Here is a 23,320-nt window from a genome sequence, read left to right as displayed (position 1 = left end):
GGCGGGCCGGGGTCTACGGGTGACCACCCGGCTCCTCTTTCGGTCGTGAATCCCAGCATCGGCGTGACAGCACAAAGACACTCGTCACCGCCAGTGGCATGCATTGACATGCGCACCGTCAACACCAGTGAGTGCAGGTGTCTCGTCCCGACAGCGCGCCTGACGATCCGGTTCGAGACTTTGGTGGAGCTGGCAGCGGCTGACGAACCGGCACCCCGGCGAATTGTCGATCGGGCTCGGCAGGTCACCGGTCAGCAGGATCCGTTCCCGGGTGCGTTCCTTCACCGGGTCTGGCAGTGGGATCGCCGACAGCAGCGCCGCCGTGTACGGGTGCTGTGGATCCTCAAAGACTGCGTCAACCTCGCCGTACTCGACGAACTTGCCCAGATACATCACACCGATCCGGTCGGCGATGTGCCGCACCACCGACAGGTCGTGCGCCACGAACAGGAATGAGATGCCGAGCTTTGCCTTCAGCTCTTCCAGAAGGTTGATGACCCCGGCTTGAATGGAGACGTCCAGGGCCGATACCGGTTCGTCCAGCACGATCAGCTTCGGATTGGTCGCCAGAGCTCGCGCGATGCCGATCCGCTGCCGCTGCCCGCCGGAGAACGCAGCCGGAAACCGGTCGCTGTGCTCCGGATTGAGGCCAACCAGATCCATCAGTTCCTCGACCCGCTTCTCGACCTCGCCGGAGGAGTAGCGGAATGCCCGCATCGGCTCCGCGATCAGGTCGAATACGGTCGATCGCGGATTGAGTGAACCCATGGGATCCTGGAAGACGATCTGCAGGTCGCGGCGGACAGTCCTGATCTCACGCTTGTTCAGGCCCGTGACGCTGCGACCGTCGATCTGGATGTCGCTCCCGTGCTGGGGTGCCAACTCCATGATCTCCAACAGGGTGGTCGTCTTGCCACAGCCAGACTCCCCGACGATCGCCATCGTCTCCCCTTCGCGAATGTCGAAGGAGATGCCGTTGACCGCATAGACCGTCCCGATCCGTCGCTTGAGAACTGCGCCCTTCAACAGCGGGAACTCTTTGACCAGGTTGTCAACAGCCAGCACCGGCTTCCGCTCACCACGGGGAACCTGCGCGAGATCACTTGCGGCGATCTCCGGGACCGGGAAGATCGGCCGACCCTTGATCGTGCCACCGTCTCCGATCTCAGCGGCACGGACACAGGCAACCTGGTGCTCGGAGTCGCGATCATGCCCGAGGCCGTTGTCATCGTTCGAGCCGTTCAGGACCGCCTCGAGTTGCGGAACCTCGTCTCGGCAGGCATCAATCGCGATCGGGCAGCGGTCTGCGAACTGGCACTGGTCGGGCAGGTTGATCAGGATCGGAGGGTTACCTTGGATCGGCACCAGAGACTGCGCGTCACGACGATCGGCTCGCGGAATCGCGGCCAGCAGCCCGATCGTGTAGGGCATCCTCGGCTTGGCGAAGACCTCATAGACCGAGGCATGCTCGACCGGTCGGCCGGCGTACATCACGACGACGTCATCCGCGACGCTGGCCACCACGCCCATGTCGTGCGTGATCATGATTACTGCAGCACCCGTCTCGTCCTGGGCGCGCTTGAGCACCTGCAGGATCTGGGCCTGAATGGTTACGTCCAGCGCCGTCGTCGGCTCGTCGGCGATGATCACCTGCGGGTTGTTCGCGATCGCGATCGCGATCACGACTCGCTGCCGCATGCCGCCGGAGAACTCGTGGGGGAAGGACTTCAACCGGCTCTCCGGTTGCGGGATCCCGACCAGCCGAAGCAACTCGACGGCCCGTTCGGCTGCCTGACGTCTCCCCATGGTGCCGTGGATCGTCAGAGCCTCGACCAGCTGGTCACCAATGGTGAAGACCGGGGTCAATGTGGACAGCGGATCCTGGAAGACCATCGAGATGTCCTTGCCACGGATCCTCGACATGGCGCGGTCGTCCAGCCCGAGCAGCTCCCGGCCGCCGAGCGTGATCGATCCGTGCACCGAAGCGGCATCGTTCAGCAGCCCCATGATCGCCAGCGAGGTCACCGACTTACCCGAACCGGACTCGCCGACGATGCCCAGCGTACGACCGGGTTGCAGGTCGAACGAGACTCCGGCAACGGCGTCCACCCGGCCGGCTTCGGACGGGAAACTCACCCGCAGGTCCCGAACTGCGAGCAGCGCATCGGACTGACTGGACTGCGGCAGGTCGACAATCTTCGTCACGGTCATGCGCGGCCCCCCGCCGCGGAGGTGGGATCGAAGGCATCCCGCAGGCCGTCAGAGACCAATGCCATCGACACCGTCAACAAGGTCAGAGCGGCTGCTGGGAAGTAGAACAGCCAGGGCGCGCTCGACACCGTGTCCGCGCCGCCGCCGATCAGGGCTCCCAGCGAGACATCGGGCGGCTTGACACCGAATCCGATGAACGACAGTCCGGTCTCCGACAGCACCGCGCCAACAACTCCCAGAGTGAATTGAATAATGAGCAGCGAGCCGATATTTGGGATTATATGCCGAACGACGATGCGCAATCCGGACACCCCCATATAGCGCGACGCGCTGACATAATCGCGTTCGCGAACAGACAATGACAATGTCCAGACGACGCGGGCAGGCCAGAACCAATTGACCAATAACATGATGACGGCGATCACGATCCAACTGCCACCGGACCGGTTCGAGAAAAGAGCCAGGATCAAGAAGGTCGGAACAACCATGAGGAAGTGGATGACGCCCAGCACCACACGCTCAAGAGAACCCCCGAAGTACGCTGCCGCGGCCCCAACGACCGCAGAAATCACAGTCGTACCGGTCGAGACAATCAGCGCGATGATCAACGAGCGCTGCAGACCGTGAACCGTTTCTGCATACAGGTCGTTTCCAGCATTATTCGTGCCGAACCAATGATCGGCGGATGGCGGCGCCGAGAGATTCAGGAAGTCGGTCTCCAAATAGCTGTGCTGGGCAGCCAATCCTCCAAAGATCGAGAACAGGACGATCACGGCGAAGATGATCAGGCCCGCCACCGCCGGACGGTTCCGCAGAAACCGGCGGGTATAGAGCTCCCTCCGCGACAACCGCTTCCGTGTACTCGTCGCCGTCGCGCCGGTCGAGTCCTCTCGCTCCAGCGCGCCCGCCGCCAGCTGGTCTTGGACGTCATTGACGCTCATCTCAATGCACCCGCACTCTCGGATCCAGGACGACAACGGCGATATCGGCGAGGACTGCTCCGATGGCCGTCATCATGGCGCCGAAGGCCGCGACCGCGACCACTCCGTTGATGTTCATCTTGTTCAGCGTGTCGATGAAGTACTGGCCCATGCCCTGCCAGTTGAAGATCGTCTCGGTCAGCACCGCCCCGGTGAACAGTCCAGGAATCGAGAAGGCCACTTGAGTGGCGACCGGAATCAACGATGTCCGTAACGCGTGCTTGCGGATCGCTTGCGCCTTGGTCAATCCCTTGGCGCGTGCCATTCGCACATAGTCGGCGGATATGGTGTCCAACAGCAACGATCGTTGCAGCATCTGAGTACCTGCGTAACTGATGATCACCAGTGAGATCGTCGGCAGCGTCAGATGTTGTAGCAGGTCGATGATCTTGCCGAACCCGTGGGCATCAGCCGACGACGACCCGGTCACGTAGAACATTCGGATGCCGACCTTCTGGTTGACCCAGATTGCGGCCAGCACGATCGCCAGCGACATCACCACGACCGGTATGTTCAAGGTGATGATCGAGGTCGCCTGGACGATGCGGTCCGGCACCTTGTACTGCCGGGATGCGCTGTAGATGCCCAGGCTGATGCCGATGACCGTGTACAGCACGAAGGCACCCAGCAGCAACTCGGCGCTCACACCGATGCGGAAGGCGATTTCGCCGTTCACCGGATCGCCAGTAGGGCTGTTTCCCCAGTCCCAGTGCAGAACGATGTCCTTCGCCCACGTCCACCACCGCAGGAAGATGCTCTCATGACTATTCAGGTTGTTCGCCTGCAGCAAGGTGTCGACTTGCTTCTCCGTCAGCGGTGGCCGCCGACCGACGAACAGTGTGCGCGGATCAAGAAACGCATTGGCCAAGAAGTAGGTGATGTTGGTTGCCACGATAACCATCAGCAACCAACCGCCGATGCGGCGAGCCAAGTATTTAACCACTTAGGCAACTCCCATGGGGCATCGCTGTCTGCCTTCACTTCCGAACACCGATCGATCGCCAGCGGCAGCTGAATTATTCGCTTGCGAACTGGACCAGTGACCCAGCGCCGCCGGCTCCGGTCAGGACTTACGGATGCTGTAGTTCGGTGGCTCCTGCCCGGCCAAGTGCCGGACGAAGTAGTCCCACCGTCGCCTGATCACGTACGGCTCTGAACCACAGGCGTGCGACCGGTTCGGCAGGATCAGCAGGTCGAAGTCCTTGTCCGCGGCGATCAACGCGTCGGCCAGCGACAGCGTCGAGGCGACCGGCACGTTCTCATCGGCCTCACCGTGAATCAGCAGCAACTTGCCCTGCAACCTGCCGGCGAGCGTCCGATTGGCCTGCTCGATGTAATGATCACCGACAGGCCAACCCTGGTAGCGCTCGATCCACCACGCCTTGTCGGTCCGATGATCATGGTTGCCGGCACCCGACACACAGACCTTGTAGAACTCCGGATGTGCCAGGATCGCGCGCGTCGAAGCGTATCCACCAGCCGAGTGCCCGAAGATGCCGACCCGATCGAGATCAAGATTCGGGTACCGGACCTTCAGGTCCCGCATCGCGCTGATGTGATCCGGCAGGCCGGCATCGCCGAGATTGCGATAGGCGACGTCACGGAATTCCTTCGACCGGTACGGCATGCCCAACCCGTCGATCAGCACGACGACGAAACCGAGTTCAGCGATCGCCTGTGCCGCCCAGATCCGCGCCGCTTCGGTCAGACCAACCGGAGCCTGGTTCATCTGCGGCCCGCCGTAGATCGAATCGATCACCGGATAACTCTTGTCCGGGTCGAAGTTGGTCGGTCGGACGATCACGCCGTACACCCGGGTCCTGCCGTCCCGGGAGGGAGCCGAGAAGCGTTCCGGGAACTGCCAACCGGACTCGGTCAGCGCAGAAAGGTCCACTTCAGCGATGACGCCGACGCTCTCCCCCGAGGAACGGGCCAGCTCCGCCACCGGGGCCCTGTCGACCTTCGACCACGTGCTGATGAAATAGCCGCCGTCCGGCGCGAAGCTGACCTCGTGGCTGCCATCCTGCGGGGTCAGCAACTCCGGTTCAGACGAACCGTCCAGCCGCACCCGATACAGCCGACGGAGGTACGGATCCTCACTCACGTCTTTGCCCACTGCCGTGAAGTAGACGTACCCGTCGCCGACGTGCAGTACATCCGCGACCGCCCACTCGCCCGAGGTCAGTTGATTGAGCAGCGTCCCGGTTGAGGTGCGGTATGTGTACAGATGGCCCCAGCCGTCACGCTGCGAATACCAGAGCGTCAGATCCTGATCTTCAATGGTCCGGTGATTCACCGGACCCGACGTCGACAGATTGGAGTCGACCGGCGTCTCCGCCTCCTCGTCCACGATGACACGACTTGAACCGTCGGCACCGATCTCATACAGGGTCGCGTGCCGATCGCCGCGGAACAGCCGCAACAGGTAAAGCGATGACCCGTCCTGTCGCCACCACATAGTGCGCGAACTGCTGTCGGGACCGGGGATCGGGCTGCCGTAGTAGTAGAGCTCCAGCGGTGCTATATCAACCGGAGTACTGTCGCCGGATGCGAGGTCGATGATGACCAAAGTCACCGTCGGCAGCGGATCATCGCCCGGCAAGGGATAGAAGTACTCCACCGCCTCCGGTCGAATGCTGCCAGACCGCGGCGTCGACAGGCTCATGGTGATGGTCCCGGCACCAGCGGTGTCGACCCGATGGGTCAGTAGTCGGCTGCTGTCGGGCGACCAAAGGACTTTGGTGTCCTTCCACGGCTGTCCGGCCCCGGGCAGTCCGGCGGCGCGCAGCGGGGACGGCAGAACTGCGCCGTAGAACGACCCTTCCTTGCCGCCGCAGGTCAAACGGCGCTCGATGCCTGTCGCCACCTCGCGGACCCACAAGTCGTGATCACGATTGAAAGCGATCTTGGTGCCGTCCGGGGAACGTACCCCGAATTGATCTTCCTCACTGAACTGCCGTAGCTCGATGCCGTCCCAACGCCACCGGGCATCGTTGAAATCGAACTCGAGATCATCGGCGCCCCGGTAGTCGATCCGCGTCGGCTTGAGGCGACTGGGGTCAACCTTCTCGTCGGTTGCTTCGACCAGCGCAGCAGCCAGGCCTTCATGGTCGAACGCATCCTGGTGTTCGGTGCCGGCCGACGCATCGGCGATGCGGTAACGCCAGCCCTCCTGCGTACTCAGCTTGAACCGATACCGGGGTGAGCCCGGCAGCCATGCGATCTCGGTGACCTCTCCGGGTACCCGAGTCTCCATCTGCCAGGGAAGGAACGATTCCGCCCGAGCGTAGTCCTCAACGCTGTAGATGACTTCCTCCTGGTGCAACTCAGGCGGTCTTGGCCATGGCTTCCGTTGGACCTGTGGTGCGGCGTGAAGTCGACCTGTCGATCGCCATTCCGGCACCGCACGGCTTGGAACTACCGGTGAAGTGTAATGTGATATGTCACCGGTGACAACGGATTTTGGCTTCGGCCCACCACCGTGACCACAGACCTAGCCGCTCAGCTGGTGGAGGCCGCCTTCGAGGACCCGGCTATGACGAGGCGCTGGATTTCGGAGGTGCCTTCGAAGGTGGAGTAGATCTCCACCGCGCTCGCGGCAGCTCCTCGGGTCGTCAGTACTGACTAGCGCTTGCCAAACGTCCCACGGAGCTGACATGTACCCGGTTATCGCAGGAACTGCAGGAGGACGCTGGTGAGCTCGGCGGGGTGCACTTGGTACAGCCAGTGCCCGGAGTTCGGGATGACCACTCCGGTCACGTTGGTGGCGTACTCGCGGACCCAGGTGGCCTCACGGGTGCCGTGATCGGCGTACTCGACCCAGCGACCCATCGCTCGCCGTCGACGCGCCCTCGCCAACCACTGCCCGACGTTGCGGCGAGTCACTCGCGGTGCCGGAAGTGTTCGTGGTCACGGGACCGGTTTGGCGATGACGACGGTGTTGCTGAGGTAGGCCGTGCCGTTCCAGTCCTCGCAGGTGACGAGTACGAGCCGGCCTTGGGTGTTGTGGTCGAAGAGCTCCGCGGCGTGCTTCGCGAGCGATCGTTTGGGGTAGTTCGTCACTGATGTCACGACGTAGGTGATCCGGCCAGTGCTGGTGATGACGGTCGCGATCGCGCCCGGCCGAAGTTGGTCGAGATCGTCGAAGGCGCCGCCGCCGGTGTGTACGGTGTGCGCGGTCATGACGGCCGAGCCGAGCAGGTCCCCGGGCCGGGCACCGCCCGACCACCAGCCCACGACGCGCGGGTTCGACGGCGGCGTGAGTACGCCGGCTTCGGCGGCTATCGGGATCACCCGCGCCGACAGGGCGAGCTGTGGGAGCAGGATTCGGCTCGGCACGCTCTGCACGGCATTCTCGGACCGGGCAACAGCAGAGCTCGTGGCCGGTTTGGCCAGCCTGGACGTCGGCGACGCCTCGTCGCGGGTCGACCGGTCGAACACCACCGATCCGGCCAGCAACGCGAGCAGAACGCCGACCACCACGACCACCTGGCCTCGACGTGATGAGGCCAGCCGGTCGCGGCGGGTACGTCGGTTTCTACCCATGCGGGACGATCCCGGTCAGAGCTGGTGCAGTCCGCGGCGACGCCGTACCAGGAGCACGGCCAGGCCGATCATGATGCCGACGGCAACCAACAGGCCGGCGCCGACGATCGTCCGGGTTTGGTCGGAGTCATTCTGCGCGACCGGTCCAGCAAGACCAGCCTCCACCGCAGTTGGCACGGCCACCGGCGTCGTCGGGGACGACGTACCGGTCGTCGGCGTCTGCGACGGTGGTGCGGTCGGCGTACCCGTGGGCGTGCCGGTTGGTGTTCCAGTGGGCGTGCCGGTTGGTGTTCCAGTGGGCGGCGTGACGTCGCACTGCACACGCCCCCGGACTTCGGCGACGAAGTCCCCGTCGGCATTCTGAGCCTGGAGCAAGTACGTACCGTTGGGCAGACCACCGAACTCGACGAACTCAGTGCCACGCGCGGCCGGCGAGACGACGTAGGTGTCCTGCACATCGCCCGCCGTGATCCCGACCATGTAGTGCTGGAGCGTCGCGTTCGGGTTGTACAGCTTGGCGGCGACGACGGCGCCTTCGTCGTGGCACGTCAACCGCGCCTTGCCGAATACCGGCGGCAGAACCGTGGTGGTCTGGCTCTCGAGTGCTGTGCTTCCGGTAGCCGTGGCGTGCTCGGTGTTCTTCGCTGACGCCGACGTACTCCCCAAGAAGAGCAGGCCTGTCACCAGGGTTGTTGCGGTCAACAGACCGCGGACGAACGAATGACGTTTCATCGCGCGACCGCAGGCCGCGTGCAGAGATGCCGGACGCGACGTGAAGAAGCCGGCCGGCGCAGAGTCGGCGGCGAGTTCGAACACCTGACATGGATAGGTAGACGGACGTTGACAGAACGAATGGTGTGAAGAGATTTCACGATGCCCCCCTTGGACACTCATTTGACGCGCCAAGGGCGAACAAAGTTTTCACCACCACCTACGAGTCACCGGCCTCCAACTCAACGCAAAGGCCGGTGTCGCAGGGAAGCGAGTCCGTACGTCAGATCGGCAGCGGATCGTAGTTGGCGCCGAACGGGGCGTCCGGCCTTGCGAACTCCCCCAGCAACGCGCGCCTCAGCGGCGTGGTGCGCTCAAGGAACTCGGGGTCGTTGCTGAAACGGTCGGCCGGGCGGACCCACGGTGGGCTGTAGACGTAGTGCGTTGTGAAACGGTCGTAATCGCCATCATGGCGGAAGGTTCGATGCCAGACACCGTTGTGGAACACCAGAGCAGCCCCGGCCTCGGCGCACACCACATGCCCGATCGCGATGTCGTCGTTGGGCTCACGGACTGCATCGGGTAGACCGACCCGCGAGCGGTGGCTGCCGGGAATCAGCTCCATGTTGCCCATGCCGGGCACAGTCTGATCGGTGAGCAGATACGAAACGCGGAGCTGAAGCAACGGAACCGGGTATCCCAGGTCCTTGAAGTCGAAGGCGGCCGATCCGTCCTGGTGCCAACGGCCGTTCCCCGCGTGCGCCGGCTGCATGGTGTTCCAGCCTGCTTGCAGCACGAATCGGTCGCCGAGCAGTCCCTGCACTTTCGGAAGGACGTCAGGATGATCGATCAGCCGCTCGAGAACCGGCTCGCTCTCGTAGCTCCGGCCGATCTGCCCGAACGCGCGGTCGCGGTTCTGGTGCAGACGCCGCGAAACATCGTAAGCCTCGGCGGCCTCGTCCTTCGTCAAGACGTTGGGAATCATGAAGTAGCCCCACGACTCGAAGATGAAGCGGTCAGTCTCGGTCAGCTGACCTTTGCCGACGACGGGATCGAGCATCAGTCTGTCCCTTCTTCATGGTGTTGAGACGGCTTCCCGGATCTGGCATCACAGCGACCAGGGAGTCGGACGGATCACCAGATCGGCTGGTGGTCAGCGCACAGCGACCATCTCCAGGCAACCCACGGATGGTGGCTGTCAGTGTTCGCGAGGTGCTCAGATCCTCAGGGCACGCGACCATCGCCGGAAACGGGGCAAGGCGATGGGATCCTGAGGCTCCGCAAGAACCTCGTGCAGATGCGAGCGGAGCTCGTGGCAGTCCGCCGGCATACGGCTCGCCGGGCCGTGCACGAGGTGGATGGTTGCGGTCACGATCCAATTCTGACGCCAGTCGTATACCGATAAACATCCAACTCACCCAGAACTCGTCGGCGACTCTCCCGAACGGCGGCCAGCCACAAGTCCATGACCGTGGCGACCTCGATGTTGCTGCTGATCGGCACGAGCGGGACAACACTCAGCGGGCAACAGGCGACGCTCAGGTGGGCCGGGTCACCTCAGCGAGGTGGGGGTGGTAGGCCCTGGGGGCCGTGTACTTCTCGGGTCCATAGCCAGTCGATGATGCGGTCGACGCCTCGGGCGAGGTGGCGGCGGTAGGTGGTGAAAGGCAGGCCGAGCACCTCCGCGGCCCGTTCCTGAGTGCCGGCGGGCCGTAGGAAAGTACGGTCTATCGCCCGGAACGGTCTGTCGTCACGGGGGTCGACCCGGAGTGACTCAGCGGCCTCCAGGACGAGGGCACGCAGCGTGTCGGCGGAGGGGTCACCGCGGTCGCGGATCAGCCTGGAGCGCAGGAGTGGATTGCCGGCGAGCCGGTCCGGCCGGTGCAGACAGCGCAGGGCGGCACGGACCGAGTGGGCGAAGTCGGGCTGGGAGAGCAACAGTTCCGGGTCGGCGCCGGTTGGCGGTCCGGCGGGGGCGCCGATCTCGCGGTCGGACATCAGCTCCAGCCAGGCCGCGGGGTCCAGCCGCCGGAAGTCGTGCGCGAACACCGCGTAGTGATGGGTGCCGATGTCGTACTCCGCCTCGTGGGCTCGGTGGTAGTCGATGTAGGCGAAGAAAGGCTCCCAGAAGGCTCCGTCCTCGTAACACGCGATGAAGTCCCACGACAGGCGCGGGGTAGTGAGGATGTGCTGGATGTGCCACGCGGTGATCACGTTGTTCGATGCAGACGGCCTCTGGTAGGCATGGCGGTCGATGAGGAACCTGGCCGCATGAACGCTCTCGCCTGGTCGCGGCGGACCGTGTCTCTGCGCGTACTGCCAGATCGCCGCGGTGCCGGGGTCGGCGGCGAGATCGGACTCGCCGGCTTGATCGAGGGTGATCGCCCCGCCGTAGCCGATCGGCTCGCCGGTTCCGGCCCGGATGGGAATGAACCTCGCAGCAGGGTGCTCCATCCAGTGCCTCACCAGCTCGGCCTGCTCGGCCGTCTGGTACCGCTCGGTCATCGCGAGGATGGGAGCGCGGTCCTCCTCGCGGAGCTCGTCGGGGAACGCGTGACCAAAGGTCTCCCAGTCCCAGAAGCTCCGCATCACCGGGTTGTTGCGGTGCAGGAAGATGATGTCGGCAGCCCACCGGTGCTGTTCCAGTCCCCTGGTACGGCGTGCCTGCTCCACGAGGTGCCGACGTACCCGCCGGTGCAGATCGGCGTACGACGCGCGGTCCCGCCAGCGCAGATCCGCGTCGAGGACATCCCGCGCCACGTCGTGCGGGAACACGCCGTACGGGTCCTCCTCGACGAATGACAGCCCGCGCAGCCAGCCGAACAGCTCATGCGTGTCGTCTCCGCCGAGCGCCGTACGCAGCAGGTCCTCCGTGGTGAACCGGGCGTGCGCGCAGGCCTCCAACGCTTCGCGGTGCCGTGGGCTGGGAACCCACTCGACGAAGTGTTCGAGCAGTACCCGCACCACGTCCGGCGTCTCGTGCAGAGACAGGCCCGGCGCGAGGGCACCTCGGTGCTGCTCGACGACATCGGCCAGCAGGGACAGAGCGAGCGGATGACCGTGCGTCATCTCCAGCACTCGTCCATGCAGATCCTCGGGCACATCCGCGGCGTGCAGGTAGGCGCGTGCGTCGTCGGGTTGCAGGTTGCGCAGGGCAACTACTTGCAGCAGCTCGCCCCAGCCAGGATCGCTCGCCCAGTGCGGCGAAGGCGGCGTACGCCCGGCCACCACGACCAGCGCGGCCGCGGGAAGCTCCGGCAGGAACTCCTCACGCAGCCAGTTGTCCAGCGGCACCAACTGCTCGTAGGTGTCGATGAAGAGAATCGGGCGACTGTGCGCAGCGAGGCTCTCCAGCGGTGCTGCTCGTTCTGGCAGGCCGAGAGCCGCGCCGAGTGCAGCGTAGAACGCGGGCGGCGACGGCTCGACCGTCCGGGCGTCCAGCCGCACCGCCGTAGCACCCGCCTCCTCGGCGGCCTCGGCGAGAGCGCCGAGCAAAGCGGTCTTCCCGATCCCTCCCGGCCCGTAAACGAACAGCACGGTGAAGCCGGATCCGCCCGACGTCAACGCAGTTCGGAACAACTCGAGCTCACCGGTCCGCCCGACGAACCGCCGGCGCCGCGCCTGCCGGAGCCGATCCGCAACAGTGAACGCACCGAGCTGTGCCGTCTGCGTCGCTTTGCCACGGCTCGTCATGCGCCACCCCCTTCGGCACTCCGAGCATCCTCGCGCGCCGCGCCTCAGTCCAACCTGCCCCCCGCCTGGTCAGCGGTCAAGACGGATGGACAGCTCGTACGGCGTCCGGACAGTGATTGGACAGCGAATGGTCTGGCAAATGAGCAGCGGGCGGCCGCACGCTTCCGGCACTGATACAGCTCCGGAGGTGTGAGATGGCGGAAATCCTCGTACTGGGCGCAGGCCTGAACGGTCTGGTCACCGCGACGCTCCTGGCCCACGACGGCCACAGCGTGACGATCCTGGAACGCGACCAGGCCGCCCCCGGCAACGATGCCCAGAACGTTTGGCAGAGGTGGCAACGGCCGGGAGTCAACCAGTTCCGTCAGTTGCACTTCATGCTGCCCCGCTGGCGGGCGCTGATGCAGCACGAACTTCGGGCCGTACTCGACCAGGTGATCGCCCTCGGCGGCGCCCGCGTGAACGTGTTCGACGAACTGCCACGCGACCTGACCGGCGGCCGGCGCGACGGCGACGACAGATTCGACACAGTGACGGCCCGGCGTCCGATCCTCGAGGCAGCAGCCGCTGCTGTCGCGCAAAGGACCCACGGTGTCTCGATCCGCCGCGGCGTCACGGTCACCGGATTGCTCACCGGACGCTCTTTGGTCGGGGCAGCACCACACGTGACCGGTGTGGTGATCGACGGCGGCGCCGTACTGCGTGCCGATCTCGTCGTCGACGCGACCGGGCGACGCTCACCGATCGCCGCGATGGTCGAGTCCGCCGGGGGCCGCCGCCCGCACGAGGAGCGCGAGGACTCAGGATTCGTGTACTACGCCCGCCACTTCCGTTCGACAGATGGATCCCGCCCCGCGGCCCTGGGCACACTGCTCCAGCACTTCGACAGCCTGTCGATCCTGACCCTTCCCTGCGACAACGACACCTGGGGCGTCGGGTTCATCACCTCCGCGCGAGACAAGCAGCTGCGCGGACTGCGCGACACCTCCGCCTGGATGGCGGCGCTGAGGCTCTACCCGACCGCCGCCCACTGGGGCGAGGGCGAACCGATCACCGACGTACAGGTGATCGCCGGCATCGAAGACCGGTACCGCCGGTTCGTCGTCGACGGCGAACCGGTCGTGACCGGGCTCGTCGCGGTCGGCGACGCGTGGGCGTGCACCAACCCCTCGCTCGGACGCGGCGCGTCGATCGGGATGCTGCACGCCTGCGCACTCCGCGACCTGCTCCGCGACGTCAGCCCCGACCAGCCGGAGAAATTGGTACGGCGCTTCGACGAGATCACCGAGAGCACGGTCACCCCGCTGTACAGGATGACGCTGGCCTTCGACCGGCACCGGCTGAACGAGATCGCTGCCGATGTCACCGGCCAGACCTACCGCACATCAGACGCCGGCTGGGCGATGACCAAAGCGCTGTACGCAGCCGCACAACACGATCCCGACGTACTGCGTGCCTACATGTCCGTCGTGTCGATGCTCAGTACTCCGCAGGAGGCGCTGGCAGCGCCCGGCCTGGTCGGCAAGGTCCTGACACTCGGCGCCAACGCGCCCCAATACCCGGTACCTGGCCCCAACCGCGCGGAACTCCTGTCCGCGATCGTCGCTGCGGGCTGACGCCGACGACCACCCCTACGAGCAAGGAGCTCGCCATGCGCCTGGACGTCAACGGAACAGTCCTCGAGGTAGAGGACAACGGCAACGGTCAACCCGTCCTCCTGCTCCACGGCTGGCCCGACAGCCATCAGGTCTGGCGCCACCAGATCACCGCGCTCGGCGAGGCCGGCTACCGAACCATCGCACCCGACCTCCGCGGATTCGGTCACTCCGACAAACCCGACACTGTCGCCAGCTACGGAATCATCCAGCAGGTCAGCGACCTCATCGGACTCCTCGACCTGCTCGGGGTACCCCAGGCGAATGTCGTGGGACACGACTGGGGCGGTGCGATTGGCGCAGTGCTCGCGGCCCTGGCGCCCGAACGGGTCGCCAGCCTGACCTGCGTGTCGGTCGGCCACCCGGCGGCGTTCGCCGCCGCAGGCTGGGAACAACGCCAGAAATCCTGGTACATGCTGCTGTTCCAGTTTCCCGGCATCGCCGAACGCTGGCTCGCTGCCGACGACTTCGCCAACCTGCGCAACTGGATCCGGCACCCAGACATCGACTCCGTCATCAGACACCTCCGCGACCCCGCGGCTCTCACCGCGAGTCTCGGTGTGTACCGGGCGATCCTGCCGCCCGAATCGCTGATCCGGCCGCCGACGGAGCTCCCGCCCATTCAGGCACCGACCATGGGAATCTGGAGCACCGAAGATCTCGCTGTCACCGAACAGGCACTGACCGGCACCGCAGCTTTCGTCGACGCCCCGTGGCGGTACGAGCGGATCAACGGCATCGGCCACTGGCCACAACTCGACGCACCCGACCACGTGAACAACTTGCTGCTCGACTTCCTGACCAGGCTCCCCACTGCCACCTCGGCGTACTCCTGATCTACGCCACCCGGCCGTTGCGCTACTTGACCGCGATGACGTCGATCGTGCGGATGTCCGGGTCGGCGGCCAGTAGATCGGGACCGAACTGGCCTAGGGCGGCCGGGATCTCGCCGTTGAGGTGGGCCTGCCGGCCGTCCTCGTCGGCGAACGTGTCGAAGATCCCGAACGTCGTCGGCCCGAGCCGGAACGCGTACCAGGTGACTGTCCCCTCTTCGGCGGCCGCGAGCTCCCGCCCCTTCTCGAGGAACGCGCGCAGTTCTTCCTCCTTGCCCGGCTTGGCCTCCAACGTCGCCAGCAGCCCCCGGTCGATGCTCATGTCTGTGGTCCTCTCGTGAGTTGCCCTCCTTCGACCGTACTGCGCGTCGCCAGTGACACGCACAGCACGGCGCTAGGAGATCATGGCTCGATCAGGCCGGCGCGGATGGCGTAGCGGGTGAGTTCGGTGCGGTCGCGCATGCCCAGTTTCTGGAGGATGTTGGCGCGATGGCGTTCGACGGTCTTGGGGCTGATCGTCAAGACGGCGGCGATCTCCTTGGAGGAGTGGCCTTCGGCGATCAGCTTGACCACCTCGTCCTCGCGCTCGGTCAGCACCTGCCCCGGCACTCGTTCGCCGCGGCGAACTCGCTCGAGGTAGTCGCGGACCAACGTGCTCACCACGCCGGGATAGAGAAAGGACTCACCCCGAGCGGCCGCGCGGCAGGCGTCGACGAGGTCACGGTCGGCGACCGACTTCAGCACGTAGCCGCAGGCGCCGGCCTTGAGCGCCGCGAAGAAGTACTGCTCGTTGTCGTACATCGACAACATCAGCATCCGCGGCGGGTCCCGCCGGCGTGACAGCTCGCGGGCCGCCTGCAATCCCGTCATCCGCGGCATCGCCACATCGAGTACCGCCAGATCGATGGGAGTCCGGCGGAACGCCTCCACGGCCTCGGCACCGTCGCTTGCCTCGGCCACCACTTGCAGGTCCGGCTCACTGTCGAGGATCAGTCGTACGCCGCGACGTACCAGGGTGTGGTCGTCAGCCAGCAGGATCCGGATCATCGCACCGGGTCCAACGGGACGGTCAGGCGGACCGACGTACCACCGAGCTCTCCCACCCCCACGACCAGTTGCGCGCCGATCAGGAACGCACGCTCCCGCATTCCGTTGATCCCGGTGCCTTCGGCAGCTCCTCGCAGGCCCTGTCCGTCGTCGTCCACCGCGAGGACCACCGCAGATCCCTGGCGCTGCAGGGCGAGCCGCACGGTCCGGGCCTGGGCATGGCGGGCAACGTTCGTCAGCGCCTCCTGTGCTACCCGGTAGACGACCAGTTCTCGTTCCGTGCCGAGATCAGGCAGGCCGGGTGTGGATGTGCGCTGGACCTTCAGCAGGTCATGCCGAACCTCGGCCGGCACTCTCGTCGACAGTTGCCTCAGGCCCAGAAGCATGGCTGTGAGCCCCTGGCCGATCTCGTCGTGCAACTCCCGGGCGATGCGATGCCGCTCCGCCTCCTGCGCGGCCAGAGCCTTCGCGTTGCTTGTCCCCCGCTCGGTCTCGAGGCGCTCGATCATGGCATTGAACCCTCGTACCAGCTGACCGACCGCGCCACTGCCCGACTCCGGTAGCCGACGGCCTGGCCGCTGCAGGTCCACGGTCTCCATCAGCCGGCTCAAGCGGTCCAGCGGCGCGAGACTCGTCCGCAACAGCGCCGCGTTCAGCACGACGATGCCGACCAAGCCAAGCAGAAGCACCACCGCCTCCGAGACCAGAACCGTCGCGGACACAGTGATCGGCGCCAGGGCCAAGGCCAACGTGCCGACAACGAACACCAGCCCGTTGATCAGGCAAACCCGCCAGTACAACGGCAATCCCGCTCCCGATCTCACCACCCCAGCGTCCCCCACCGCCTCGAACACTGTCCATGAACCGGGGCAGAAGTGGGTGGTAGCACTCATTCCGCGGCGGGCTGTCACCTCCGAGACTGGAGGGGCGGCGGGACGCGCCCGGTGAGCCGAGGGGGTCGTCGGCAGGCGTCCTGCCGCACCAGTACTTCGGGAGTTGACATGCCGGCAGCACTCGCACTGTGGACTCCGGCGCCGACCGGGGCCGCGCCTTGGGTCGTGTTCGCGATCCTCCTGAGCGCTGCGGTCATCGCGGGCTCGGCACGACTCGTACCGACCGGACACTGGCTGGTCGTCGTCCGTTCCGGACGCGTCGTCCGGGTTGCCGCGTCCGGCCTGACCTTCCACATCGTTGGACTGGAGCGCCAGGTCCTCCTCGCGCGCGGTCCCATCCGGATGCCCCTGGTGGTGTGCGGGCGATCCACAGAGGGCGCGGAGGTCCGGCTCCTCGCCGAGGCCACCTTCTGCATCGTCGATCCAGCGCTTGCCGCGCGAAGCTCGCTGGAGCCTCTGCAACTCGCGGCGGACGAGGCGGAGCGCACGCTCGGTGGGCTCATCCATCGGTCCGGCCTGGCATCGCTGGCGGTCCTGCCGACGTACGATCACGACCTCGAGCAGACCCTGATCACAGTTCGCGGCGTGCGGCTGACCGCGCTGCGGATCGACCGCATCGATGTCGAGTTGACGGCCTGTGTACTGCGCGCCGCCGGACATCAGGTGAAGTAGCGCAGCCACACGTACACCCAGGCCAATCCGATACTCAGTGCGGTCACCACGATGCCGTACCGGGTGAACTGCCAGAACGTGATGTGGTGGCCACTGCGCGATGCGATGCCGAGGGCAACCACATTCGCGCTCGCGGCGACCGCCGTACCGTTGCCGCCGAAGTCCGCACCCAGAGCGAACGCCCACCACAGCGACTGTCCGGTGCGGTGATCCGGCGCCTGCTCGACCACGCCTTCGACCACAGGCGTCATCGTGGCGACGTACGGAATGTTGTCGAAGAACGCCCCGAGTACGCCGGAACCGAACAGCAAGGCTGTCGCAGCCACCAAGTAGTTGTCGCCGATTGCCGCCACCGCCCAGTCACCGATCGCTCCGATCACGCCGGTGTTGACCAGGCCCGAAACCATGATGAACAAGCCCATGAAGAAGACCAGCGTCGACCACTCGACCTCACGCAGGACCTCAGGCACATCAGACCGGGACACGAGCAACATCGCGCCGGCGCCGAGCAGCGCCACCAGCGACGGCTCGAGGTGAAGCACCGAATGCAGAGCGAACCCGACGATCATGACCGCCAGCACTGCCAGGCATCGCACCAGCAACCCCGCGTCGCGGATCGCACGCCGCTCCTGCAGCGCCATCACCGCGGCGACCTGCTCCGGGTTGTACCGGAAGCTCTTGCGGAACAGGAATCTCGTCAGTACGACGAACAATGCGAACACGATCACCACGATCGGCGTCATGTGCACCACGAAGTCGTTGAACGACAACCCCGCCCGGCTTCCGATGATGATGTTCGGCGGATCACCGATCAGCGTCGCCGCGCCGCCGATGTTCGAGGCGAGCACCTCGGCGATCAGGTAGGGCTGCGGCGGGATCCGCAGTCGTTCGCACACCACAATGGTGACCGGGGCAACCAACATGATCGTGGTCACGTTGTCCAGGAACGGCGACGCGACCGCGGTGATGATCATCAACAGCACCATCAGCCGGTACGGCTCACCCCGCGATCGCTTCGCCGCCCAGATCCCCAGATAGTCGAAGACGCCGGTCTGCTTGATGATGCCGATCACGATCATCATTCCGAGCAGCAGGAAGATGACGTTCCAGTCGATCCCCTCATGCTCGGAGAAGAACACCTCCGTACCCGGCGCCAGCCCGAGCAACAGCATGCCGGCGGCACCGATCAGGACGACCCGTACTTTGTTCGCCTTCTCCGTCGCGATGTAGAAGAACGCCAATCCGAAGATCCCGAGCGCGACGAGAGGCCTCACGACTCATCCCGACGACTGGTCACCGAGCCCGGTCACCGCCAGACTCGTCAGCAACCGTTCCAACGTGATCACACCGGTCAGGACTCCGTCGCTGCCGACCACTGCGACCAGCGGGCTGCGGGCACGCGCCATCAACGCCGCAATCTCCAGCAGGGTCGCCTCCGCGGTCACCGTCGCCGGCCTGGCCGGCGTTCCCGGCAGGCAGTCACCAACCGTCAGACCACCCAGTTCACGCCAGAAGGCATCCGCCGACGACTCGTCGACAGCCCGCACGAGCATCGGATCATCCTGAAACGCCGCGGGAATGCTCAACCTCAGCACCTGGGATCCAGGCAGAACCGCCAGCGGCCGCCCACCGACGTCCACGACGACCAGGCCCGGCATCCGCCCGACCGCCATCAACCGCACGGCCTTCACCACAGGATCGAACACCGTGACAGTGGGCAGACCAACGGCTATGTCCGCGGCGCGCATCGCTGCGCCTCGCCCGATCTGACCGAACGCCTCGACACTGTTCACCCTGACCTCCCTGGCCGCCTCTTTCTCGGCGACCGCTCTGGCAAGTCAGTCTTGTCGCGACAGCACCCCCCAACCATGGGGTCCCGACCCCAACTTTGGTTGTTACGCGCGGGCCTGGGGGTGTTCGGCCGATGCGGTTACGGTTTGTGGGCGAGGACTGCGCCGTTGGCGCCGGGGGCGTCGAAGGACACCGTGTGGACGTCCACGAACCCGGTGGCGTGCAGCCATTGCTCGTACTCAGCCGCGGTGTAGTTGCGACCAACCGTTTCCACCAACATGTTCAGGCTCATCAAGGCGGCTGCCGGTGGCCCGGTCTTCTCGTCGTTGACCAGCAACTCGCTGATCACGATCCGACCGCCGGAAGGCAAGGCCGCAAAGCACTTGCGCAAGACCGCCAGGTCCTGCTCCGGCGTCCAGTCGTGCATGATCATGGACAGCAGTACGACGTCATGGCCTGCTGGGAGTTCGGGATCGGCGAGGAAGTCGCCGGGGGTGACCGCGATGCGGTCCTCGTAGCCTGCTGCCACGAGCTTCGTCGAGGCGATCTCGCAGACCGGCGGCAGATCGAACACCGTTGCCCGCAGGTTGGGGAAGCGCCGGCACAGTTCGATGTCGTAGGCCCCGGAGCCGCCGCCGATGTCGAGCAGGGCGGTGGAGGCAGACAGGTCGACGTGTGCGCCGAGTTCGCGCGCGGTGAACGTCGACAGTGAGTGCATCGCCTCCCAGAACACGGCCAGTAACTGGGGGTCCTCACCGACGAACAAGTGCTCCTGCTCGTCGGGGTTCCAGCTCGTCGGCCGATTGGTTCGCACCGCCTCGGTCAGTCTGCCCCACGCCGGGTAGAGCCTGCGGTCGAGCATCTCCACCCAGCCGCCGAAGTCGAAAGCCTTGCCGGGAACGAGGAACTCGTCAGCCAGCGCGCTGTTGGCGTAGCGCCCGTCCCGGCGCTCGAGCAACCCGATGGATGCGCACGCGGTTACCAGCAACTCGACCGGCCGTTGGGCGACGCCCAGCAGCTCGGCAAGTTCGTCGACGGTGTGACCGTCGGTGTCGGACAAACGGGCGAAGAGGTCCAGCTCGTGTGCGGTCGCCAGCGCCTTGAATGACCAGAAGCCGATGGAGAGCTGCATCAGCGGCACAGGCGAGACCGTGGGGAGGTCGTGGTCGGCAACGCGCGGCCCGACGGCTGCGTTCGTCCCGGTCGGAGTGGTCGGAGCCTGATCACGGGTGTTGCGCATGGATTCTCCTGCCACGTCGTACGAAGCTCGGACTCCTTCACCCTCGTCGGAGCCGCTCTGTCGATCAACGCGAACCTGTGCAACGCTCGTGAAGTGTGCCTTAACGAAGGAGACCGGGAATGCTGGAGCGCTACGAGCTGGAGACATTCCTGACGCTCGCCGAGGAACTTCATTTCGGTCGAACTGCCGAGCGGATGCACGTTTCCACAGCCCGGGTCAGCCAGACGATCAAGGGACTGGAACGGCGCGTCGGCGCGCCGCTGTTCAACCGCACCAGTCGCCGCGTGGAGCTGACCCCCATCGGGCAGAGGCTGTCCGAGGACCTGCGGCCCGCGCGGGAGCTGATCGTGGCCGGGTTCGAACGGGCAGTTCAGTCGGCCCGCGGCATCACAGGCACCCTGCGCGTCGGCTTCGTCGGTGCGGCCGGAGGTCAACTGCTCCTTGAGGCCGCCGAGCTGCTGCATGCTCGCGAGCCCGGCTGCGAGGTCCTGGTTCGCGAGGTGCAGCTCGACGACGCCGTACCGAGGCTGCTCGACGGCGAGGTGGAGGTGCTGCTGACCTGCTTCCTCAGCGAGCGGGACGATCTCGTCACGGGACCCGCGCTCGTGACCGAGGCACGGATGCTCGCAGTGCCGTCCGGACACCCCTTTGCCGATCGGCGGTCCGTCTCGGTCGAGGACCTCGCCGGGGTCACCGTACTGCGGACGCCCGATGATCTGCCCAGCTCCGATCCGCCGGGCCAGACCCCGGCCGAACCACCGATGGAGTCCGGTCCGGCGGCCGGGTCGTTCCAGGAGATCCTGACCCTCGTCGGTGCCGGCCGGGGAGTCTTCCCGATCGGCGCCCACGCCAGGCGCTACTACCTGCGCCCCGATGTCGCCTACGTCCCCTTCCCGGATGCACCGCCGGTGCACTGGCGCCTGATGTGGCGTACGGACGGTGCCACCGCCCGGGTCCACGCCTTCGCCGCGGCCGCACACGACCTGGTGAGCCCCGCTGCGTGAGCACGGTCGATGAGTTCCTTCGGGGTCGTTAGTCGGCGTGTTGGTCGGCGGCTGCGGCGTAGGCAGCGTCGAGGCGTTCGAAGGGGCCTGGACCGTCGTGCGGTTTTGGCGGGGCGCCGAGGTGGCGGGTGCGGAGTTCGTCCATGAGCTCCTCGATGAACGCCGGACCCTCGTCGCGCATGAGTTGCTGCCGGCTGCGGAGCTCGGCGGTGCCGGAGCGCCAGTCGAGGCCCCAGTTACCGAGGGCGTAGATGATCGGGAGCGTCTGGATGCCGGCTTCCGTGAGGCTGTACTGAGCGCGCTGTCCCCGCGCGGCCGTGCCACGCTTGAGGATCCCTGCTTCGACGAGGCGCACGAGGCGGTCGGCGAGGATGTTCGAGGCGATGCCCTCGATCGATCCGGTGAGCAGCGCCCGGAAGTAGCGGCGGTCGCCGAAGATGACGTCGCGCAGTACGAGCAACGACCAGCGATCTCCGAGCACCTCGACGGCGGCGTTGATCGGACATCCGGACCGTGGTTCCACGACTCCTCCTTGACAGCTGTTTGCATCCCAATATAGTGATTGCAGAACGCAAGCACTATTCGGAAGAGGGGGATGATGGGCCGCTTCGTGTATTCGATGAACGTGTCCCTCGACCTGCGGATCGAGCAAGTCCCTGGGGACGACGGCGCGGGCGAGTGGCTGCGCATCGACGAGGAACTGCACCGCGCGTTCAACGCGCACGCTCAGGCCCTCGCGCTGATGGTCCACGGCCGGGTCATCTACGAGACGATGGAGGAGTACTGGCCACGGGGACGCGAGGACGCGTCGCTGCCGGACTTCATGCGTGAGTTCGCCGAGATCTGGACGGCCAAACCCAAGGTGCTCGTCTCCCGCACCCGCGACAGCGCCGATCACAACACCCGGATCATCGGCGGAGACGACGCGATCGGGCAGCTTGCCGTGCTCCGGGCCGAGACCGACGGCATCATCGGGGTCGGCGGCGCGGCGCTCGCGACGCAGCTGCTCCGGGCAGGGCTGCTTGATGAGTTGCTGCTCGCCACCCATCCCGCGATCCTCGGCTTCGGCCGGCCGCTGTTCGACGACTACGACCTGCCGATCGACCTCGAGCTGCTCGAGCAGCGATCGTTCAAGCAGGGCGTCACGATGCACCGCTACGCGATCCGCGACGTCAAGGAGGCCGGAGCATGCTGACGCAGGTTGCGGAAGGTGTACTGATCCACCAGAGCGAGTTGATCCAGAACAACGCCGTTGTCGTGCAGGGCAGCGCCGGCGTGCTGCTCATCGACCCCGGAATAACAGGCGACGAAATGGCCTGTCTCGCGGAAGACCTCCGCGCAGGCGGCCGGCCCGTTGTGGCAGGCTTCGCGACGCATCCTGATTGGGATCACGTGCTCTGGTACGCCGAGTTCGGCGATGCGCCCAGGTACGGCACGGCCCGCTGCGCGGCAGCTCTGGAAGATCTGCTGTCGAACGCGGATTGGAAGGCCCGCGTCGCCGAGGGGCTGCCGCCGGAAGTCGCGGACGAGATTCCGCTGGACTTGTTCGGCCTCATCACCGGTCTACCCGCCGGAACGACCCATCTTCCTTGGGACGGCCCGAAGGTCAGGCTTATCGAGCATCAGGGACATGCCCCGGGCCATGCGGCACTGTTGATCGAGGAACGCGGTGTTCTCGTCGCCGGCGACATGCTTTCCGATGTCCTGGTTCCGATGCTCGACCTGTACGGCACCGCCGCTGACCCGCTCGAGGACTACCTCGCCGGGCTGCGGCTGTTCGCGGGCGTCGCGGACGACGTCACTGTCGTCGTCCCGGGCCATGGGGCCGTCGGCGGAGCGGATGAGCTGCGCGCACGGATCGACCAGGATCAGGCCTACGTGCGAGCCTTGCGCGACGGCCAGGACCCCGGCGACCCGCGAGTCGGCTCATCGGCCAAGCCGGGCTGGGAATGGGTGAGCGACGTACACACAGGGCAACTCCAACGCCTCGCCGAAAGAAGCGGGCGCGACGGCTAGCGCCGGTCAGCTCGCGGGGGTGAATCGGC

At 65.8% G+C, this 23,320-nt stretch carries 22 protein-coding genes; 6 read left to right on the top strand and 16 right to left on the bottom strand.

Annotation, left to right across the window (positions count from 1 at the left end; all coding sequences use genetic code 11):
* Positions 1-84 precede the first annotated feature (84 nt).
* From ACIBG5_RS32505 to ACIBG5_RS32465, 9 genes are all read right to left on the bottom strand, one after another.
* Positions 85-2,211: a dipeptide ABC transporter ATP-binding protein gene (locus tag ACIBG5_RS32505; protein WP_396395339.1), complete on the bottom strand. Its 2,127-nt coding sequence runs from the start codon at positions 2,209-2,211 to the stop codon at positions 85-87.
* The gene (locus tag ACIBG5_RS32500; protein ID WP_396395338.1) at positions 2,208-3,152 is read right to left on the bottom strand and encodes an ABC transporter permease; all 945 of its coding nucleotides are present in this window, start codon (positions 3,150-3,152) and stop codon (positions 2,208-2,210) included. The genes ACIBG5_RS32505 and ACIBG5_RS32500 overlap by 4 nt, the downstream gene beginning before the upstream one ends.
* Position 3,153: 1 nt before the next feature.
* Positions 3,154-4,134: an ABC transporter permease gene (locus tag ACIBG5_RS32495; RefSeq protein WP_396395337.1), complete on the bottom strand. Its 981-nt coding sequence runs from the start codon at positions 4,132-4,134 to the stop codon at positions 3,154-3,156.
* 120 nt (positions 4,135-4,254) lie between these two features.
* Positions 4,255-6,447, bottom strand: coding sequence for a DPP IV N-terminal domain-containing protein (locus ACIBG5_RS32490; protein ID WP_396395336.1), 2,193 nt, complete (start codon positions 6,445-6,447; stop codon positions 4,255-4,257).
* Between the two features lie 410 nt (positions 6,448-6,857).
* Complete coding sequence (locus ACIBG5_RS32485; RefSeq protein WP_396395335.1) at positions 6,858-7,022, bottom strand: alpha/beta fold hydrolase; 165 nt, start codon at positions 7,020-7,022, stop codon at positions 6,858-6,860.
* A gap of 78 nt (positions 7,023-7,100) precedes the next feature.
* Complete coding sequence (locus ACIBG5_RS32480) at positions 7,101-7,736, bottom strand: class F sortase (protein ID WP_396395334.1); 636 nt, start codon at positions 7,734-7,736, stop codon at positions 7,101-7,103.
* A gap of 15 nt (positions 7,737-7,751) precedes the next feature.
* Entirely contained in the window at positions 7,752-8,552 is an 801-nt protein-coding gene (locus tag ACIBG5_RS32475; protein ID WP_396395333.1) for a hypothetical protein, read from the bottom strand.
* 178 nt (positions 8,553-8,730) lie between these two features.
* Positions 8,731-9,507 carry a phytanoyl-CoA dioxygenase family protein gene (locus ACIBG5_RS32470; RefSeq protein WP_396395332.1) on the bottom strand — a complete coding sequence of 259 codons (777 nt, stop codon included), beginning with the start codon at positions 9,505-9,507 and terminating at the stop codon, positions 8,731-8,733.
* Between the two features lie 497 nt (positions 9,508-10,004).
* Positions 10,005-12,140 carry an AAA family ATPase gene (locus tag ACIBG5_RS32465; protein ID WP_396395331.1) on the bottom strand — a complete coding sequence of 712 codons (2,136 nt, stop codon included), beginning with the start codon at positions 12,138-12,140 and terminating at the stop codon, positions 10,005-10,007.
* A gap of 194 nt (positions 12,141-12,334) precedes the next feature.
* Between ACIBG5_RS32465 and ACIBG5_RS32460 the strand changes: the two genes are divergently transcribed.
* Together ACIBG5_RS32460 and ACIBG5_RS32455 are read left to right on the top strand one after the other, a co-directional pair.
* A complete protein-coding gene (locus tag ACIBG5_RS32460) occupies positions 12,335-13,756 on the top strand; it encodes an FAD-dependent oxidoreductase (protein WP_396395330.1) in 1,422 nt (473 codons plus the stop codon).
* Positions 13,757-13,791: 35 nt separating this feature from the next.
* On the top strand, positions 13,792-14,631 hold the full coding sequence (locus tag ACIBG5_RS32455) for an alpha/beta fold hydrolase (protein ID WP_396395328.1): 840 nt from the start codon (positions 13,792-13,794) through the stop codon (positions 14,629-14,631).
* A 22-nt stretch (positions 14,632-14,653) separates the two neighbouring features.
* Here ACIBG5_RS32455 and ACIBG5_RS32450 read toward each other — a convergent pair whose 3' ends face one another.
* The 3 genes from ACIBG5_RS32450 to ACIBG5_RS32440 all read right to left on the bottom strand — a co-directional run bounded on the left by ACIBG5_RS32450 (position 14,654) and on the right by ACIBG5_RS32440 (position 16,499).
* Complete coding sequence (locus ACIBG5_RS32450; RefSeq protein ID WP_360441323.1) at positions 14,654-14,950, bottom strand: antibiotic biosynthesis monooxygenase; 297 nt, start codon at positions 14,948-14,950, stop codon at positions 14,654-14,656.
* A gap of 80 nt (positions 14,951-15,030) precedes the next feature.
* Positions 15,031-15,675 carry a response regulator gene (locus ACIBG5_RS32445; RefSeq protein ID WP_396395327.1) on the bottom strand — a complete coding sequence of 215 codons (645 nt, stop codon included), beginning with the start codon at positions 15,673-15,675 and terminating at the stop codon, positions 15,031-15,033.
* Entirely contained in the window at positions 15,672-16,499 is an 828-nt protein-coding gene (locus tag ACIBG5_RS32440) for a histidine kinase (RefSeq protein WP_396395326.1), read from the bottom strand. Before ACIBG5_RS32440 ends, ACIBG5_RS32445 begins: the two co-directional genes overlap by 4 nt.
* 177 nt (positions 16,500-16,676) lie before the next feature.
* Here ACIBG5_RS32440 and ACIBG5_RS32435 point away from each other — a divergent pair, with 177 nt between their 5' ends.
* Complete coding sequence (locus tag ACIBG5_RS32435) at positions 16,677-17,240, top strand: hypothetical protein (protein WP_396395325.1); 564 nt, start codon at positions 16,677-16,679, stop codon at positions 17,238-17,240.
* Here the strand turns inward: ACIBG5_RS32435 and ACIBG5_RS32430 are convergent.
* From ACIBG5_RS32430 to ACIBG5_RS32420, 3 genes are all read right to left on the bottom strand, one after another.
* On the bottom strand, positions 17,228-18,514 hold the full coding sequence (locus ACIBG5_RS32430) for an ArsB/NhaD family transporter (RefSeq protein WP_396395324.1): 1,287 nt from the start codon (positions 18,512-18,514) through the stop codon (positions 17,228-17,230). The genes ACIBG5_RS32435 and ACIBG5_RS32430 overlap by 13 nt on opposite strands.
* 3 nt (positions 18,515-18,517) lie before the next feature.
* Positions 18,518-19,033, bottom strand: a complete 516-nt coding sequence (locus tag ACIBG5_RS32425; protein WP_396395323.1) for a CBS domain-containing protein — start codon at positions 19,031-19,033, stop codon at positions 18,518-18,520.
* 137 nt (positions 19,034-19,170) lie between these two features.
* On the bottom strand, positions 19,171-20,271 hold the full coding sequence (locus ACIBG5_RS32420) for a methyltransferase (protein ID WP_396395322.1): 1,101 nt from the start codon (positions 20,269-20,271) through the stop codon (positions 19,171-19,173).
* A 119-nt stretch (positions 20,272-20,390) separates the two neighbouring features.
* On the opposite strand from ACIBG5_RS32420, the gene ACIBG5_RS32415 reads away from it, so the two are divergent.
* Positions 20,391-21,275, top strand: coding sequence for a LysR family transcriptional regulator (locus tag ACIBG5_RS32415; RefSeq protein WP_396395320.1), 885 nt, complete (start codon positions 20,391-20,393; stop codon positions 21,273-21,275).
* Positions 21,276-21,303: 28 nt separating this feature from the next.
* On the opposite strand, the gene ACIBG5_RS32410 is transcribed toward ACIBG5_RS32415, so the two are convergent.
* Complete coding sequence (locus ACIBG5_RS32410; protein ID WP_396395319.1) at positions 21,304-21,798, bottom strand: winged helix-turn-helix transcriptional regulator; 495 nt, start codon at positions 21,796-21,798, stop codon at positions 21,304-21,306.
* Positions 21,799-21,873: 75 nt separating this feature from the next.
* Here ACIBG5_RS32410 and ACIBG5_RS32405 point away from each other — a divergent pair, with 75 nt between their 5' ends.
* Positions 21,874-22,470 carry a dihydrofolate reductase family protein gene (locus ACIBG5_RS32405; RefSeq protein WP_396395318.1) on the top strand — a complete coding sequence of 199 codons (597 nt, stop codon included), beginning with the start codon at positions 21,874-21,876 and terminating at the stop codon, positions 22,468-22,470.
* On the top strand, positions 22,464-23,291 hold the full coding sequence (locus ACIBG5_RS32400; RefSeq protein WP_396395317.1) for an MBL fold metallo-hydrolase: 828 nt from the start codon (positions 22,464-22,466) through the stop codon (positions 23,289-23,291). Before ACIBG5_RS32405 ends, ACIBG5_RS32400 begins: the two co-directional genes overlap by 7 nt.
* Positions 23,292-23,320: the final 29 nt, after the last annotated feature.

The organism is Kribbella sp. NPDC050241 (genome assembly GCF_044459685.1).
Lineage (GTDB): Bacteria > Actinomycetota > Actinomycetes > Propionibacteriales > Kribbellaceae > Kribbella.
This window is presented reverse-complemented; position numbering and strand designations above follow the sequence as displayed.